At 29.0% G+C, this 17,106-nt stretch carries 20 protein-coding genes; 14 read left to right on the top strand and 6 right to left on the bottom strand.

The features are described from left to right. Positions 1–49 precede the first annotated feature (49 nt). From CAMP5053_RS01710 to CAMP5053_RS01720, 3 genes are read left to right on the top strand one after another with little or no spacing between them, the layout of a single operon-like run. Positions 50–886, top strand: coding sequence for a metal ABC transporter solute-binding protein, Zn/Mn family (locus CAMP5053_RS01710; RefSeq protein ID WP_337217155.1), 837 nt, complete (start codon positions 50–52; stop codon positions 884–886). Next, positions 883–1,632 carry a metal ABC transporter ATP-binding protein gene (locus CAMP5053_RS01715; RefSeq protein WP_337217156.1) on the top strand — a complete coding sequence of 250 codons (750 nt, stop codon included), beginning with the start codon at positions 883–885 and terminating at the stop codon, positions 1,630–1,632. The genes CAMP5053_RS01710 and CAMP5053_RS01715 overlap by 4 nt, the downstream gene beginning before the upstream one ends. After that, entirely contained in the window at positions 1,625–2,434 is an 810-nt protein-coding gene (locus CAMP5053_RS01720; RefSeq protein WP_337217157.1) for a metal ABC transporter permease, read from the top strand. The genes CAMP5053_RS01715 and CAMP5053_RS01720 overlap by 8 nt, the downstream gene beginning before the upstream one ends. A gap of 9 nt (positions 2,435–2,443) precedes the next feature. On the opposite strand, the gene CAMP5053_RS01725 is transcribed toward CAMP5053_RS01720, so the two are convergent. The 3 genes from CAMP5053_RS01725 to rpmI form a co-directional block, all read right to left on the bottom strand. After that, a complete protein-coding gene (locus CAMP5053_RS01725; protein ID WP_337217158.1) occupies positions 2,444–3,352 on the bottom strand; it encodes a DNA ligase in 909 nt (302 codons plus the stop codon). Beyond that, entirely contained in the window at positions 3,330–3,683 is a 354-nt protein-coding gene (rplT, locus tag CAMP5053_RS01730) for a 50S ribosomal protein L20 (RefSeq protein ID WP_039617097.1), read from the bottom strand. Before rplT ends, CAMP5053_RS01725 begins: the two co-directional genes overlap by 23 nt. Positions 3,684–3,781: 98 nt before the next feature. Next, on the bottom strand, positions 3,782–3,973 hold the full coding sequence (gene rpmI / locus CAMP5053_RS01735) for a 50S ribosomal protein L35 (protein ID WP_039617094.1): 192 nt from the start codon (positions 3,971–3,973) through the stop codon (positions 3,782–3,784). A 142-nt stretch (positions 3,974–4,115) separates the two neighbouring features. Here rpmI and CAMP5053_RS01740 point away from each other — a divergent pair, with 142 nt between their 5' ends. The 11 genes from CAMP5053_RS01740 (at position 4,116) to CAMP5053_RS01790 (ending at position 13,587) form a co-directional block, all read left to right on the top strand. After that, positions 4,116–5,216 (top strand): HP0729 family protein, encoded by a 1,101-nt coding sequence (locus CAMP5053_RS01740; RefSeq protein WP_261545094.1) that lies wholly within the window; start codon positions 4,116–4,118, stop codon positions 5,214–5,216. Between the two features lie 188 nt (positions 5,217–5,404). After that, positions 5,405–6,250 carry a GTPase gene (locus CAMP5053_RS01745; RefSeq protein WP_214125622.1) on the top strand — a complete coding sequence of 282 codons (846 nt, stop codon included), beginning with the start codon at positions 5,405–5,407 and terminating at the stop codon, positions 6,248–6,250. After that, on the top strand, positions 6,250–6,615 hold the full coding sequence (locus CAMP5053_RS01750) for a hypothetical protein (protein WP_214125624.1): 366 nt from the start codon (positions 6,250–6,252) through the stop codon (positions 6,613–6,615). The genes CAMP5053_RS01745 and CAMP5053_RS01750 overlap by 1 nt, the downstream gene beginning before the upstream one ends. After that, entirely contained in the window at positions 6,612–8,252 is a 1,641-nt protein-coding gene (locus CAMP5053_RS01755; protein ID WP_214125626.1) for a dynamin family protein, read from the top strand. Before CAMP5053_RS01750 ends, CAMP5053_RS01755 begins: the two co-directional genes overlap by 4 nt. Beyond that, entirely contained in the window at positions 8,253–9,749 is a 1,497-nt protein-coding gene (locus tag CAMP5053_RS01760) for a GTPase (protein ID WP_261545095.1), read from the top strand. Positions 9,750–9,822: 73 nt separating this feature from the next. Further along, entirely contained in the window at positions 9,823–10,086 is a 264-nt protein-coding gene (locus CAMP5053_RS01765; protein ID WP_214125630.1) for a hypothetical protein, read from the top strand. 29 nt (positions 10,087–10,115) lie between these two features. Beyond that, positions 10,116–10,310 carry a hypothetical protein gene (locus tag CAMP5053_RS01770; RefSeq protein ID WP_261545096.1) on the top strand — a complete coding sequence of 65 codons (195 nt, stop codon included), beginning with the start codon at positions 10,116–10,118 and terminating at the stop codon, positions 10,308–10,310. Positions 10,311–10,387: 77 nt separating this feature from the next. Continuing rightward, entirely contained in the window at positions 10,388–10,609 is a 222-nt protein-coding gene (locus tag CAMP5053_RS01775) for a hypothetical protein (protein ID WP_214125633.1), read from the top strand. A 48-nt stretch (positions 10,610–10,657) separates the two neighbouring features. Then, a complete protein-coding gene (locus CAMP5053_RS01780; RefSeq protein ID WP_337217159.1) occupies positions 10,658–12,325 on the top strand; it encodes a DUF3944 domain-containing protein in 1,668 nt (555 codons plus the stop codon). A gap of 72 nt (positions 12,326–12,397) precedes the next feature. Further along, positions 12,398–12,703, top strand: a complete 306-nt coding sequence (locus tag CAMP5053_RS01785; protein ID WP_261545097.1) for a hypothetical protein — start codon at positions 12,398–12,400, stop codon at positions 12,701–12,703. A 17-nt stretch (positions 12,704–12,720) separates the two neighbouring features. Next, the gene (locus CAMP5053_RS01790) at positions 12,721–13,587 is read left to right on the top strand and encodes a helix-turn-helix transcriptional regulator (protein WP_257933258.1); all 867 of its coding nucleotides are present in this window, start codon (positions 12,721–12,723) and stop codon (positions 13,585–13,587) included. Here the strand turns inward: CAMP5053_RS01790 and CAMP5053_RS01795 are convergent. Genes CAMP5053_RS01795 through thrS form a run of 3 tightly spaced genes read right to left on the bottom strand, consistent with a single transcriptional unit; the run spans position 13,584 to position 17,039 of the window. Next, complete coding sequence (locus tag CAMP5053_RS01795) at positions 13,584–14,675, bottom strand: DNA adenine methylase (RefSeq protein WP_337217160.1); 1,092 nt, start codon at positions 14,673–14,675, stop codon at positions 13,584–13,586. The genes CAMP5053_RS01790 and CAMP5053_RS01795 overlap by 4 nt on opposite strands. A gap of 34 nt (positions 14,676–14,709) precedes the next feature. Next, positions 14,710–15,231 (bottom strand): translation initiation factor IF-3, encoded by a 522-nt coding sequence (infC, locus tag CAMP5053_RS01800; protein WP_039617082.1) that lies wholly within the window; start codon positions 15,229–15,231, stop codon positions 14,710–14,712. Further along, complete coding sequence (gene thrS / locus CAMP5053_RS01805; RefSeq protein WP_087699081.1) at positions 15,228–17,039, bottom strand: threonine--tRNA ligase; 1,812 nt, start codon at positions 17,037–17,039, stop codon at positions 15,228–15,230. The genes infC and thrS overlap by 4 nt, the downstream gene beginning before the upstream one ends. Positions 17,040–17,106 lie beyond the last annotated feature (67 nt).

The raw sequence follows: 17,106 nt of genomic DNA on the forward strand, positions 1-17,106 counted from the left end.
ATTTTTTCTAATATAGTATAATATTTTTTTGTTTTTAGAAAGGAAAATTATGCGTGTATTGTTTTTGTGTTTGATTTCATTTTTAAGTATATATGCTAAAGATTTGGTAAGTGTTAGTATAGCCCCACAAGCTTACTTTGTAAAGCAAATTGCTAAAGACACTTTAGATATTAATATAGTCATACCGCCTAATGCAAATGAGCATACTTTCGAATTTAAACCAAGTGGTATTTTAAAACTTGAAAAAAGCGATATTTACTTCACGGCAAATTTGGAATTTGAAAAAATTTGGATTTTAAAACTTAAAGATAATCTCAAAAATACCAAAATCATCTCTACTCAAAATGGCATTGATTTTATACCTTTGCAAGAGCATGCACATGAAGGACACCATCACCATGGAGATGATCCTCACACATGGCTTGATCCACTTTTAGCAAAAACTCATGCTAAAAATATCACCCTAGCGCTTATAGAACAATACCCACAAAATAAAGCATTTTATGAGCAAAATTTAGAAAATTTCTTAAAAGAAATGGATGCATTAAATTTACAAATACAAGCTTTATTTAAAAATGCAAAAAACAAGCATTTTTTAGTTTATCATCCATCTTGGGGGTATTTTGCAAAAAGATATCATCTAAGCCAAATTCCTATAGAAATAGAAGGCAAAGAACCTAAGCCAAAAGACTTAGCCAAGCTTGCAAAACTCATACAAAAAGAGCAAATCAAAGCTATTTTTGTACCCAAAGGAGCTAATAACAATACTATTAAAGCTATGGCGAGTAATTATGATCTTAAAATCATAGAACTTGATCATTTGCCAAGTGATTATAAAAATGAGCTTTTAAAAGATGCAAAAAACATAGCAAGTGTTTTACAATGATAAAAATCAATATTAAAAATTTAAACTTTTCATATAATCAAGATGAGGTTTTAAAAAATATCAACCTAAACTATGAAAGCAAAGACTTTTTAGCCATAGTAGGACCAAATGGTGGAGGTAAATCTACACTTTTAAAACTCATACTAGGCTTGCTAAATAGTCATAAAAATATAAACTTTGAAAACTTGAGTTTAAAAGATATAGGTTATGTCCCACAAAATACTTTAGCTAATCCAAACTTTCCAGTATGCGTACTAGAAGTAGTGATGATGGGAAGAGTGGATAAAAAATTCTTTGGTTTTTATACCAAAAAAGATCAAGAGCAAGCCTTACTAGCCTTAGAAAAAGTAGGTATGAGAAATTTTTGGGATAAAAAAATCAACGAATTAAGCGGAGGTCAAAGACAAAGAGTTTATATAGCAAGAGCTCTAGCAAGCGAATGCAAGCTTTTGATCCTTGATGAGCCTACTGCAAGTATAGATACTAAAGGCTCAGTGCAGATTTTTGAGCTTTTGAAAAAATTACACGAAAGCGGGGTTGGTGTGATAGTAATATGCCATGATTTAAATGTAAGCTTAGCTTATGCAAATAAAATCGCATATTTAAACAAAGAGTTATTCTTACATGAAAACACCCCTGAAAAAAAGGCACATTTACTAGCGCATTTAAGCCAAAATCACACGCATTTTTGTGATGTGGAGCTTAGCTTGGAGCAGTGTTGTTGCAAAGGAGAAAATCATGCTTGAACTTTTATCTAGCTCTTTTATACAAAATGCTTTTTTGGCTGCATTTTTAACTAGCATTGCTTGTGGGATTATGGGGACTTTGATCATGATCAACCGCTTAAGTTCTATGGCAGGAGGTATTACGCATGGGGCTTTTGGGGGCATAGGTATAGCATTTTATTTTGGTTTGCCAGTATTAGTTAGCACGAGCTTATTTACTCTTTTTTTAGCCTTGCTTGTAGCATTTTTAGTGCAAAAATATCCTTTTAGAAGTGACAATATAGTCGGTGTTATATGGGCTTTTGGAATGGCTGTTGGTATCATACTCATAGACTTAACTCCTGGTTATAATGGTGATTTAATGGGATATTTATTTGGTAGTATTTTGTCTGTACCTACGCAAGATATAGTTTTATTTGCAGTGATTGATGTAATTTTTATCATTTTAGTATTGCTTTTTTATCGTCAATTTGAAATTCTAAGCTTTGATAAAGAATTTGCAAGCTTAAGAGGGGTTAAAACTAATCTTTTTCACTATCTTTTAATCGCAATGATGGCTTTTTGTATCGTTATAAGTATCAAAGTAGTAGGGCTTATACTTGTGATAGCTTTGCTTAGCATACCTGCATTTATCGCTGAGAGTTTTTCTAAAAAGCTTGGTCAAATGATGATCATCTCTACGCTTTTGAGCATAAGTTTTTGTGTGATAGGGCTTTTTGTAAGTTTTTATTATAATCTTGCAAGTGGAGCTTGTATTATAGCAAGTGCTTGTGTGATTTTTGTGCTTTATCTTTGTTTTAGCGCCTTTTTAAAGAAAAGTTAAAATTTACTTTTACCTTAAAATACTATTTTCATGCACTCTTAAAAAACTAGCAAATTTTGGCTTGCCATTTTTGGTTAAGCCATTGTATTTAAAAGTGATGATAGCACCAACTGGCGGAGGGTTTAAGCGATCGCTTTCTTTAAAACCTGAACCTATTTTAAAACTTACTTTTTTACCCTCAATCACTGCTTCACAAAGTAAAGATCCCATTTTACCTTCAAATTTTCCCTTACCTTCAAAATGCTTTTTTACAACACATTCTGTATCATCAAAAGGTTTTAGTTTAAAAGCATTGCTTGATCTTTTCTTTTCATAAGGTGTGTTGTTTAATCTTATGATTATACCCTCGCCTTTATGCGAAATGATATCTTGGTAAAATTGCTTTAAATGATTTTTATCTTTAATGCAAATTTGTGGGATGATTTTTATAAAATCATTTGGATTTTTAGTCAAATACTTTTTTAAAACTTCTAATCTTGCTTCTAAGGTGCAAGGATCAAGCTTAAATTCCTCACAAGCATTTGACACATCAAAGACATTATAACTTACTTTTTGCCAAAGTTTTTCATCGGGATTTTCTTGGCGTATTAAAGATGAAATTTCTTCAAAAGAAGCTCTTTTTACCCAAAGTTCTCCATCTAACTCAAATTTAGGAAAGTTTTTTGTGAAAAACGAAGGGAGTTTTATAGCATTTCCTGCTCTTGTTTGCATAGACTTACCACTCCAAAGACCTCTTACGCCATCAAGTTTTTCGCTCATGAGATAATGGCTTAAATTTATATCTTTAAATGCTTTTTCATCATAAACTTTAAAAAGTAAAATATCTTTGGCAAAAAGAGGATTTAAAAAGAGAGTAAAGAGAAAAACAAGGCTTATAAAAAGCCTTGTAGTAAGATTAAAGTGCTTTTTTAGCAGCATCTGCTATTTTAGCAAAAGCAGCTGCATCATTCATCGCTAAATCAGCTAAAATTTTTCTATCAAGCTCAATGCCTGCTTTTTTAAGACCATTTATAAATCTTGAATAACTAATATCATTTAGTCTACAAGCTGCATTGATACGCACTATCCAAAGACGACGGAAATCACGTTTTTTGCGGCGTCTATCACGATACGCATAAACCAAACTTCTTTCTAATTGTTCTTTAGCTTTTCTAAAGTGTTTGCGGCGACCACTATAAAAACCACGCGCAAGTTTTAAAACTTTTTTATGTCTGCGGCGTCTTACAACACCTGTTTTTACTCTTGCCATATTTATCCTTTCACAAATTGGCGTTCGTTAAACGAATCTTGCCCTTTAAAATAAGGGGAGTTTGAATGACTTTCGTCAAAAACTAAATTTAAGCGAGCTTAAATTCCTAACATTTTTTCAACCGCTTTAACATTGGTTGAGTGAACATACTTAGAAGTGCGAAGATCACGCATTCTTTTAGCAGGTTTTTTAGTCAAAATGTGGCTTCTATAAGCAGCGCCTCTTTTGATTTTATTTTTACCTACTTTGAAGCGTTTAACAGCACTTTTAACGCTTTTCATTTTTGGCATGTGTATCCTTTGGATCAATTTTTTCATAAAAGAAAGCTATCATTTTACTACAACTATGCTTTAGAAAAATTAAATTCATTTCTTAAGAATTTTTCTTTAAAATTAAGTAAAATACCAAAATCAAACATTTTCAAGGAAAACCATGAACAATCTTTTAATCCTTTATAATCCTTACTATCAAGATAATGTCGTCAAAGAACATTTACAAATTCTGCTTGATAAAGGCAAAGTTGCTTTTGCCAAAGTAAAATCAAAAATCAACGATCAAAACAATTCTTTTGAAAAAGACTTAGATGAAATTTATACTAGCACTAGTAAAGATAGTCCTTTGCAACTTTTTTTAAGTGATTATGCGAATTTATTTGTAGCAAAGGTCACAAAGGTAAGTAAAAGTTTAGATGATGAGAGTTTATTGCCAAGTTATTATAAAGAAAAGAATTTTAACATCGAGCAATATTTCATCATAGAGGATTTAAGAGAATTAGTTCGTGAAGATTTTACAACTGTTAAAAATCATTATCTATCAAATTTTACCACGCCAAATTATAAAAACAACTCTTATGCTATTTATGGAAATTCTTATATATATCCTTTAATCATCAAGCAAAAAAATGAGATTGATTATTTTTTAGATGAAACAAAATATTATTTAAACGTTTATAAAAGTCAAGAGTATCTAAAAATTCAAGATATTTATAAAAAATACATCTTTGGAAATGAGCTTTTTCACCTTTTACATCCTGATAGCATTAGCAATATAATATACGCTGAAATGGAATTTGATGAAAATAAGCAAGACCCTTTGTATGATTTTACTTCTATCATTGTTAAATACTCTAAAACCTTAGAATATGAAATTTATGATTTTTGCAAAAAAGTATTTTTGCAACTTTGCCAAAAAGATGAAAGCATAAAAAATATAAGCTATAGCGTACAACAAAATGCTTATATATTAAATGATTTTTTTAAACATAAACCAAATATAGGCACGATGAAATTTTTACTTATCAATAAACAAATTCAAGACTTACTTGAAATAAAATGTAAAAATTTTATCATTTATGAGCTTTGCAAGCACATGAATACCTTGCAAGACATAAGAAACACAGCTGTGCATGAAAAAGCCTCATCTTTAGAACAAACCAAAAAGTTAAGAAATCTCATCTTAGGCATGGATACTTTTAGCATTTTAAAAGGAATTTTAATACAAAAGCAAAGACTAGATGATAAGCAAGTATTGTAACATCACAATACTTGTTTGCTACACCAATAAACTAATAAAATATTATCAACATATCTTTTATATTTTGAAATTTAACTCTTATGTGACACAACCTGTCGTAAAGCTAAAATATAATTTTGTTAACAAAGTTAAATATCTTGACAATGGGGGGGGGGAATGTATAATTTTAATTTTATAAAAGGAGAAAAATGTCAAGTGATGACATATTAAATAAATTTGATATAAGAAATGAATATGAAAGTTTCTTAACCATATTAGAAACTATTAGTAAAAAACCAACTATTTGCGTCATAGGTTTATACAATAGTGGTAAAAGTTCATTGCTTAATGCTTTAACAAATTCTTTTGATAAAAATAATTTTTCAGTGGCTGATATAGTTAAAACAAAAGAAATTAAATCTTTAGAATATGAAGATGTGATTTTTACCGATACACCTGGGCTAAATGTTGATGAAGATGATGATGCGAATGCTTCTAAAGGATTTTTGCAATCTGACATATATCTTTTTGTACATAGTGTTTTAACGGGGGAATTACACAAACAAGAATTTGAGTATTTGAAAAAATTAGTTGAAAATAATGATGATAATTTTGTTAAAAATTTAGTCATTATTTTGTCAAAATCTGATGGCGTAGATAGAGATAAAATTAAACAAGTAAAAGAAAGCGTGAAAAATCAATTATTAAATTTTATCGATCAAAAAACAATTGATAAAATGAAAATAATCCCTATTTCATCTGAAAGCTATATTAAAGGTTATAATGAAAACAAAAAACTTCTTATAGAAAATAGCAATATAGAATTATTAAATCAAACGCTTAATGATTTAAAATCTAATTTAAAAGCAGATGGAAATAGAAAAAATAAACTACTAAATCATGAAATTTTTTCAAAAATAAATGAATTAATTTCTCAAAAAAATAAAGAGCTAAAAGAAAAAACTACAAAAAGAAAACAACTTAAAACAAAGATTGATAAAGATATAAAAGAAGCTAATGAAGATTTAGCAAAATTTTTCAATAAGGAGATATAATGTTACCATTATTTTGGATAGGAGCTGTAGTAACATCTGCTTTTGTTGGTAAAAAAATATATGATAGTATTACCGAAAAAGATAATGATAGTTATAGTTTTGAAGAAAGAAAACAATCTGATTCTGAAATACAATATAACAATCTGCTTAATGCATACAAAGAAAATTTTAAATCCGAAAAAATAGAGCTAGTAACTTCTAGTTATACAGATGCTTGTAAAAATTCTACAAAACCCTTTATTGTGTTTGCAAAAAGTCAAAAACTAGATGATCTTGATAAGCAAATACATTCACTTGAAAATAACATTAAACAATTAGAAGAAATTCAAAGCCAGCTAAAAACAAAACTAGAGGAAATTTCATGAAAGAACAACTAAATCAATTCTATCATGACTTAGAAGAATTAAGCATAATAGGAACTAATTTACTTAAAAAAAGAGAGCAAGTAGAAAATTGTGTAAAAGATTTTAAAGAAAATTGTGTAAAAATCAATATAGATCAACTAGAAGCTAAAAATCAAGAAATTGGTGAATTTTTAAAGCAAAAGTTAGATTCAATACACCTAACTATATCTAACTGGGAAAATGAAATTTTAAAACTATCTAATGAAGATAAATTTAGAGATGAGTTAGAAAATAATTTCATTGTTATCATTTACGGAAAAGTAAAGGCTGGTAAAAGCACTTTAGGAAATTTTGTAGCTAGCAATTGCTTAGAAAATCAAAAATCTTATTTTAAAGTCTATGATAAAACAGGAAAAGAAAAAGAAAGTGAAAAACTAGAAGAAATTCAAGAATTTAAAACAGATATTACAGAATGCACTAGCTCTATACAATTATTCAAACTAGGCGGAAAAGATGAAAATGGTGGTATAGCATGGGTAGATACTCCAGGATTGTTATCTACAACAGAAGAAAATGGAAATTTAGCAAAACAATATATCGAAGCTGCTGATTATATCATCTTTCCAACTAGTTCTGATGCGCCTTTACAAAATGATGAAATAGAACAAATCAAAGAATTAGTAAATTCTGGTAAAGGCTCTGCTTTAAGATTAATCATCACAAAATCAGACAAAACAACACAAGATGAAGTGGATGGAAAAATAGTTACTGTATTAGAAAATAAAAAAGAAGAAGACAGAAAAGAACAAGAAGAATATGTTTTAAATACAACCAAAGAAAAAATCCCAAATTTAGAACAAAATGAAAAAATTATGTCAATTTCAGTTTTTACAGCACAAGAAGGAATTAAAACAAACAATACAGAATTATTTAAAAATAGCAATATAGAAAAATTTTACAATTCCATGTCTTTAGTGCTTACAAAAAAAGCTCAAAAACTAAAAGAAGAAGTACCACAAAAAAGATTGAATTTTTTGATTGATTATATTTTAGAAAAATCAAGTGCCAAAGAAGATTATCAAGCTTTAAATAATTTAATCGAAGAAAAAAAGAGAGAAGGACAAATTATACAATCTAATTTGAATAGGGAAATTTCTTTATTATTATATAAAGAGCTAACTACTATAGTAAATGAACTCGACGAAATTAACACAGAGATGAAATTTAAAAACACAGCAAAAACTATAGCAGAAAAAGTAAATAACCAAATATGCTCTGAAATCAATAAACTTGTAAATGATTTTGTTATGCGATTTGACATCATAGCTCCTGCTTTGGATTCAAAAATAGAAGCAAAATACAGAACATACAAATATACCATACCAAGAGGATTTTTTGAAAAAGTTCTAAATATCTGTTCTTTTGGTGTTTTCTACAAAGAAGAAACAACAAATAAAAAAATCAAAGCAGGTGACAATAGGTCTGAATTGATAGAAAAAAATATCCAATTGCTAAAAAAACACTATGAGGAAGTAGTAGATGAGAGTATTAAAACATTCTACAATGATGTTTTAAACCCTTGCGAAAAAATAGTACATAATCTAGAAAGAAACTTATTAACCCTAGAAAACAACTTATTAAAACTCAAAGGAGAATAAATGAAAAATATAACAGAACAATACAAAAGCAAAATTGCTATTTTGCAAAATATAGAATCAGAGCTGGTTGATCATCAAATTTGCGATCAAGAAAAAATAACTCATCTTAAAAATACCTTACAAGATAAAATAGAAAATTTTAAACCAAAAATGATGGTTTATGGAGTATATAACTCTGGAAAAAGTACCTTAATAAATGCTCTAGTAGGTAAAGAAGTAGCAAAAACAGGTGATGCTCCAGAAACAAAACAAGTACAATCTTACAAATACAATGATTTTGAAATTTTTGATACTCCAGGAGTAAATGCACCTGAAGAAGATCAAAAAATAGCAGATGATTATTATAAGCAATGCGAATTGATTTTGTTTGTAATGAGCAATGAAAATGTAGAACAAACTTTTTTATATGAAAAAATAAAAAAAATCATAGATGATAAAAAATCAGCTATTATTATCTTAAATAAAAAACAAAATGTAAGTGATGAGGATGATATTAAGCAACGCGAAGTAATTTACTTAAATCTTGAAAAATTTGGCTTTGATAAAGAAGATGCTAAAGAAAAAATATCCGTTTATTCAGTTAATGCATTAAGTGCTTTTAAAGGTAAATCTGAAAATAAAAATCTTTTATATGAAAATAGTGGATTTTATGAACTTGAAAACAAAATCAAAGATTTATTCTATAGCAGTGGCGAAAAAGAAATAATACAATTATGCAATAAAAATATTAATGATTTTATAGATGATGTTAATATATCTATAGATAAAAAGTTAGACGATAAATCTATAGAAATTATAGAAAATTTCATCAGCAACACTCAACGTGAAAAAGAAGTAGCAAAACATGAATTACTAGGCATTGTCAATGAAAAATGCTCTAAATTGGAAAATGAGCTATATGATAAAAGTGAAGGCAATGTAGCTTTGCTTGAAGATGTGATAAAACAAAGTATAGATGAAATAAAACAAAAATTAGAAAATACCATGAAAGAAAAAGTTGAAAATCTCAAAAAAAATATTGAAAATATCAACTATACTTTTGATAAATTAAGTAAATGTGATGAAATTAAATTTAATACCTCTAACTCTGATGAATATGCTAGTATAACAGATTTCTTAAAAAATGATGCAAAAAAATGGTTGAGTGGATTAGAGCTTGCACTTATAGCGATTCCACATCCTTATGCAAAATTAGCTCTAAAATGTGTTGCAGTTTTAAATACTATACTATCAACTGTTTTTTCAGACAATGAAACAGAATCTCAAAATGAAAAAAATAAAGCAAAACAAATGCATATTATCAATGAAATAAAAAATATAATTCTTCGCATTAAAGATAATTTTACAAAAGCAATAACTGAACAGCTTGATGATATTTATAATCCAATTATTCACAATAAACTATCTGAAGAATTAAACATAAAAGAACTTAATACTAAGTTACTAGATATAAAAAATCGCATTGGAGAATTAAATCAAGAGTTACCAACTGCTTAATTTAAAAACGACACAACCTGTCGTAAAGCTAAAATATAATTCCTTTTGTAAACCAAAACAAAAGGAATTATTTATGGGAAAATTAGGTTTTATTTTAGGTGGAGTTGCTTTAGCTGCAACTGGATATGGATTAAAAAAATGGTATGACAAAACCAAAGAAGAAAATGCATACTGGACTGATGATCCAAAAGACATAGCATGTGAAATGCTTGGACAAGCCATAGAAAATAATCTCGAGCTTAAAGAAAAATACGAACAAACATGTGCCAACATAAAAAAGATTTTTGAAAACGCAAATCCGAGTGAAATAAAAGATCAAAAAATGGATAATTTTTAACAGCTCACAAAACAAAAAAAGGAAATTGAATGATACGCCCTATGCCGTTTAAAAAAGTATGTAAAAAATGCGGGTATTCTAAAGTGATAGTTCCAAAATCTGATGTTATGTCTTTTAGTGGTGAAATTTTTTCTTGTCCAAAGTGTAAAGAACCTCTCCAAAGAAAAAACGCTAATGCCTTAGAAATAACATTTGGCACTATATTAAATGCTTTTAAAAGATAATGTCTTAGCTTACGACACAACCTGTCACAAGGCTAAAATATAATTCCTTTTGTAAATCAAAACAAAAGGAGTTATTTATGGCGGTTGTAATTGGCATTATAGTCATGATAGCTACTACTATATGGGCTATTGCCTGCGGAGCTTTTTGGGCTTTATTTATATTTGTAGTGTGGTGCGTTATATTACCAAGTTTATTTTTAATAGAAAAATACGGAATTATAAATGTAGCGGTGTCTTATGCGCTAATTTTAGCAGGTATAATGGTGCTTGTAAGGATCATTAAAAGCAATAAAACTTAAGCAAATTTAGATACAATAAAAAATAAATTCAAAATTGAAAGGAAAAAGATGGCATATAAATATGACAAAGATTTGGAATTTTTAAGAGAATTAAATGATGAAGTTTTAAACGATTTGGTAAAAACTCTTACCCATGATGATGATGGTAAACCAAGATATACAGAGGAATTAACCAAAAATGAACTTTATAAAAAGCATTATCCACAACATGAAAAATACATAGAAGCCATAATGGAAGAATTGCAAAAATTTGGCGGTAATACTATTGCTAATAAATTCCGAGATAGTGGTATTTTATATAAAGAAATTCTGCAAGATGTTGCTGAAAAATTAAAAATAAATTTTAATAAAGATGATACAATCTTAGAAATAGAAGAAAAAATTTTAAAAGATACTTTCAAAAAATCCATTGAAAAACTATCTCCAGAAGAATTAAAAGAGCTTTCACAATCTTTGGACTTAAAAGATGTCACTAATTACTCTAAAGATGTTATTTTAAAATATACAGAAGTGAACTCGAGTTTAGTTTTAATGTTTGGTATTTCGCAAATGCTAATAAAAGCAATTAATCAATCTATACTTAAATTTACTGCAGGTGCTGTCACTCAAAGAGCTGGAGCTAGTTTTTTAGGTCCTATTGGCATGACTATAACTGGTCTTTGGACACTCAATGACATAGCCGGAACAGCCTTTAGAGTTACAATACCAGCTGTATTTCATATAATACATCTAAGACAACATTATCTTTTAGAAAAACAAGAATTAGAAAAAAAGCAAAGAGAAAAAAAACAGCTAAAAGAAAAAATACAAGATGGTAAAAAATATAGTATTAATGAGCTATTTGATCAAAAATTAAACATTTTAATAGCTGGTCCCACTGGTGCTGGTAAAAGCTCTACTATAAAAGCACTATTTGAATATGAGGGAAAAGAACTTGATATAGAAATCGGAACAACAGCTAAGCCAGAAACTAAAGAAGTTAAAGATTTTAAACTAGACAATTTAACAATCTATGATTCGCCTGGTTTTGGAGATAGTGAAGAAAACGATAAAATATATAAAAATCAAATCGAAGAATTATTGAAAAAAAAGGGCGATGAAGAAATTGATCTTGTTTTAATCACTTTAAACGGTGCAAATCTTAGAGATTTAGGTACTTTTTATAATCTAATTAAAGATACCATTATGCCTACATTAAAAGACAAAAAAAGAATATTGATTGCTATTAATAAATGTGATAAAGCTTCAGATATACCAAATTCTTTTGATTATGAAAAAAATCAACCTAGCAGAGAACTAATAGAAAAACTAAACGAAGATGTAGAAATCATTAAAAAAAGAATTCATGATGATACTAAAATAAATGTTGACATAATATACTATGCAGCAGGATACACCGATAAAACAAAGAAAAAACAAAAATCATACAATCTTAAAAAATTGTTAGCATATATCATTGATAAAACACCTACAGAAAAAAGATTTGTTTATTTAAAATATAAATCACAAAATGAAACAAATTTTCAAGACAATGATAACATTGAAAACTACAATGAAAAAATAGGAAATTCTTTTATAGAAACGCTCAAAGAATATGCTGTAAAAGGCGTAGAAATAGCAAAAGATTTTATTGATTTTATAAAAAGTGAGCAATTTCAAGAATTCAAAAATTTTAGCAAGGAAATATTTGACATTTTCAAAAGTTCAAAAAAATAACAATTTTGCTAGTCTAAATATTTAGACTAGCACTTAAATTTACAAGTTTAATATTTTAAAAGAAGTCATACCATGCTAAACAAACTACCTCAACTTTTTTCATTGCTTTTTAGCTATAAATCAAACATCTTTGATATCATCTCAAAGCCAAAGCAAGCTTATACTTACACTAAGTTTGCTTTAGAACTAAAAGAGCTTTATGAAAAAGAAAATGACAAAACCGAAGCTGCTTTTATCATCCTAGATAGAGTGCTTAAATTTAAAAAAGAAAGTCCTGATGATTTTGATGATCTTTTAAAGCTTATTCAAGAGCTTTTAGCTACTTATGAAAATGATCCAAAAACAATCAAACAAAACATCAAAGATTTGCTAAAATAAACAAAAAAAGGTTGTATATGGAAAAAGACAAGCTTTCTACGCGTTTAGTTTCTATACTGCAGTGTTTAAACAATGGTGAGCGTTTTAGCTTAGAAGAGCTTGCACAAGAATTTAATGTCAGCATTCGCACCATACAAAGAGACTTGCATGAGCGCCTTGCTTTTATCCCTATAAAAAAAGAAAATGGAAAATACTTTTTAGAAGGCTATGTTTTAGGAAAATTAAGCTTTAAAGATATACAAAATTTTGCTATTTTAAGCGGTATAGGTAGGCTTTATCCTAGTTTAGATAAAGAGTTTTTAAACGACTTGCTTAATGAGAAAATCAACAAAGCCTTTTTAGTCAAAACCCAAAGCTATGAAACACTTAATAGAGAAGTTTTTGAAGAACTAAGCGCAGCTATCATAGCAAAATACCCCATTAGCTTTTACTACAAAGAAAAACACAGAAAAGCTAATCCATACAAACTCATCAATATTGATCACATATGGTATCTTTTAGCAGATGAAAACGATACTTTAAAAACCTTTACTTTTTCTAAAATCACACAACTAAAAGTGGAAAAAAAAGAAATTTTTACCCCAAAAGAAGAGTTTTTAAAACAAATTCAAAAAGATCAAAGTAATTGGATTAGTAAAGAAAACAAAGAAGCTATTTTAAAACTTGATAAAAAAGCTAAAGAATATTTCTTAAGAAAAAATGCCCTTACTAAATACGAATTTATAGATGAGGATGAGAATTTTATTTATATCAAGGCATTTTATACTTATGATGATGAGCTTTTAAATTTAATAAGATATTGGATACCATATATTAAAATAAACAAACCTATTGCTTTAAAAGAAAAGCTTTTTGAGCAGTTAAATACATACATGCAAGATTAGTGTTTTTTTAACACATAAAGTTGTTCTTGTATATGCATAGAGCGTTTAGAAAGGTTTCTACTAGCTCTAAAGGCATTATACTTTTGCTCAAGCACAAAGCATTTTCCAAGACTTTGAAGTCTTTTTGTGAAATTTTCTTTTTTTACAAAACCCTCACAATTATAAGAAAGCAATACAATCTTAGCTTTTAAATCATTTATCAAATCAAACAAAGCATCTTCGGCTTTTTTTTCTTTGTTGAAAGCACTGCGGTTCCAGTCTTTTGGTATGCCAGAAACCTTTGAAATTTCCTTTGGCTTTTTATAATTAGCGATTAAATTTAACATAAAATAATTTGATCCATAAGGATGCTGATTATAAGGTGGATCTAAATACGCCACATCAAAGCTATCAAGCTCTTTAGCTAAAATATTTGCATCTTTTTGAAAAACCTCATATTTACAAGTAAAATTTGAAAAAATAGGCATTTTTAAAGCTATATCGCCCTTTATACGACTAAGTGCATTTGCTCCATTTCCTCCAAATTTTCCCACTCCATTTTTATCTTTATAAAAACCTTTAAAAACCCCACTTGTATTTGCATGCACACTTGCTTCATAAATAAGTGGTGCAATGAAATATTTTTGAATTTCTTTTGGCAAGCTTGAAATTTTTTCTCGCATAGAGTCTAAATACATAGCGTTTTTAAGCGTGTAAAAAACTCTTTCATTCTTTTGGATATACTCATCATCATTTGGCGCATAAAGCTTACTTATAAAGCCTTTTTTGAGTTTTAAATCAGAAATTAAAAAAGCATAATATTTTTGTAATTCTTGTAAAAATTTTGCGTTTTGATTGCTTAAATAACACTCATTGATGATTTTAGAATAATCTTCCAAATCATTTGCCATGATAAAACTCGCATAAGGCCTCACAAAACGCGAAACCACCCCAGAGCCACTAAATACATCACAAAAACTAAATTTGTCTTTTTTAAGCTCATTTTGTGCGAATTTAAAGCCTTGATTTAAAAACTCAAGCAAAGATCTTTTATTACCAAGATAAGTTATGATTTGTTCTTTTAAAAATTGTGGATTTTCTTCTAGCATAAGTTTAAAATACAAGCCTTAAAAAGGCTTGTGATTATTTTTTCTTTTTAGGAGTTACTAGCATATTTACATAGCGTCCTTCGAGTAAAGGCTCTTTGTCTCTATCTGCTATATCTTCAACCATTTGCCAAATTTTTTCAAGCAAAGCTACCCCTGCTTCAGGAGAGCCCATCTCACGACCTTTTAAAAACACTCTAAATTTCACATGCTTACCTTGCTCTAAAAACTCACTTGCGTGTTTGACTTTATAATTAATGTCATTTTGAGCGATTTTCACAGAAAGTTTGATTTCTTTTATATCAATAACTTTTTGTTTTTTCTTTGCTTCTTTTTGTTTCTTTTCTTGTTGATAACGGAATTTTCCATAATCCATTATCTTACATACAGGTGGTTTGGCTTCAGGGGCTATCATCACCAAATCAAGCCCTAGTCTATTTGCTATATCTAGCGCTTCATCACTACTAATAATGCCATAAACCTTGCCATCATCACCTATACATCTGATCTCATCTGCCTGAATTTCTTCATTTAGCAATACTTCTTTTTCTTTACTCAAAAGCGTACCTCACTTAATTTCTCCTTTGTTAGGGTTATAAATTCATCTAAAGTCATTGTTTTTTGTTCTTTTGCTCTTCTATCTCTTAAAGCCACACTTTTGTTTGCTACTTCTTCATCACCTAAAACAAGTATCATAGGCACATGTGCTTTTTCAGCGGTGCGGATTTTTTTATTTAAGCTTTCATTTTTATTATACACTTCACTATCAATGCCAAGTTCTAAAAGTTTTCTTGCTATTTCTTTTGCATAATCATGGTGATTTTGTGAAATAGGCACTATAGCTACTTGAGTTGGTGCTATGAAAAATGGCAACTCCCCTGCACAATGCTCTACTAAAATTCCTATAAATCTTTCAAAAGAACCCAAAATAGCACGGTGAAGCATTACAGGTTGTTTTTTCTCATTATCTGCGTCTGTGTATTCGAGTTTAAAACGGCTTGGTAAGTTAAAATCTACTTGTATAGTTCCACACTGCCATTTTCTTTTTAGCGCATCAGTGATTTTTATATCGATTTTTGGACCATAGAAAGCTCCACCGCCCTCATCAATGCCATATTTTAAACCTTGCTCATCTAAAGCTTCTTTTAAAGCCTTTGTAGCTATATCCCAAATTTCATCATCACCTATTGCTTTTGCTGGGCGCGTTGAAATTTCCATTTCATAATCAAACTCAAAAGCCTTCATCAAAGTATCAACAAAGCTTAAAATTTCTAAAACTTGCTCTTTTATCTGACTTGGCATACAAAAAATATGTGCATCATCTTGGGTAAATTCTCTTACTCTAAAAAGCCCGTGTAAAACTCCACTTTTTTCATGGCGGTGCACCACGCCATATTCAAAAAATTTCAAAGGTAAATCACGATAGCTTCTAACATCACTTTGATAAATTTTAATATGTCCTACACAATTCATCGGCTTAATGCCGTATTCTTGCTCATCAATTTGCGTAAAATACATATTTTCTTTATAGTTTGCATAATGCCCACTAATTTTCCACGCATCAGCTTTTAAAAGTTCAGGCCCACGCACAGGCTCATAGCCTCTTAATCTATGTGCTTTATATAGCAAATGCTCTAATTTGCTTCTTAATTTTGCACCATTGCTAAGCCATATAGGAAGCCCACCGCCTATTTCATCATCAAAGGCAAAAAGCTTCATTTCATTACCAAGTTTTCTGTGATCTCTTTTTTTAGCTTCTTCAATGATTTTTAAGTATTCATTTAAACTTTCTTTATCTGCAAAGGCAGTACCATAAATTCTTGTGAGCATTTCTCTTTTTTCATCGCCACCCAAATACGCTCCCGCTACACGAGTAAGCTTGAAAAATCTTAAATACCTAGTATTTGGCACATGGGGCCCACGGCATAAATCTTCAAATTCACCTTGCTTATAAATACTTACTTTTCCATCAGGAATTCTTAGTAAAACTTCTTGTTTTAAATCATCATTAGCAAATTTTTCTTTAACCTCAGTCTTTGAGAGTTCATATTTTGTGATGTCTAGCTTTGCCTCTGCTAGTTCTTTCATTTTCTTTTCGATTTTGCTTAAGTCTTCTTCTGAAATCTTGCTATCAACTCTAAAATCATAATAAAACCCATCTTCTATCACAGGTCCTACGAAAAATTTAGCCTCTGGATATAAACTTTTAATCGCTTGAGCCATTAAATGTGCACAAGAGTGGCGGATAACTTCTAAACTTTCTTTAGAGTTATCAAAATAAATCGGAGTTAAATTTGTATCATTGTTAAAACTTTGAGTATCTATCAAAGTTTCATTATTTGCATATGCAATTATATCTTTTGTCATTTCTACCCTTAACACTCACTAACCTTGTGAGCTTAAATTAAAATATAAGACTAATTTTAGCTATGAA

Origin of the sequence: Campylobacter sp. S4:11, assembly GCF_024723695.1 — a bacterium.
Taxonomy (GTDB): Bacteria; Campylobacterota; Campylobacteria; order Campylobacterales; family Campylobacteraceae; genus Campylobacter_D; species Campylobacter_D jejuni_C.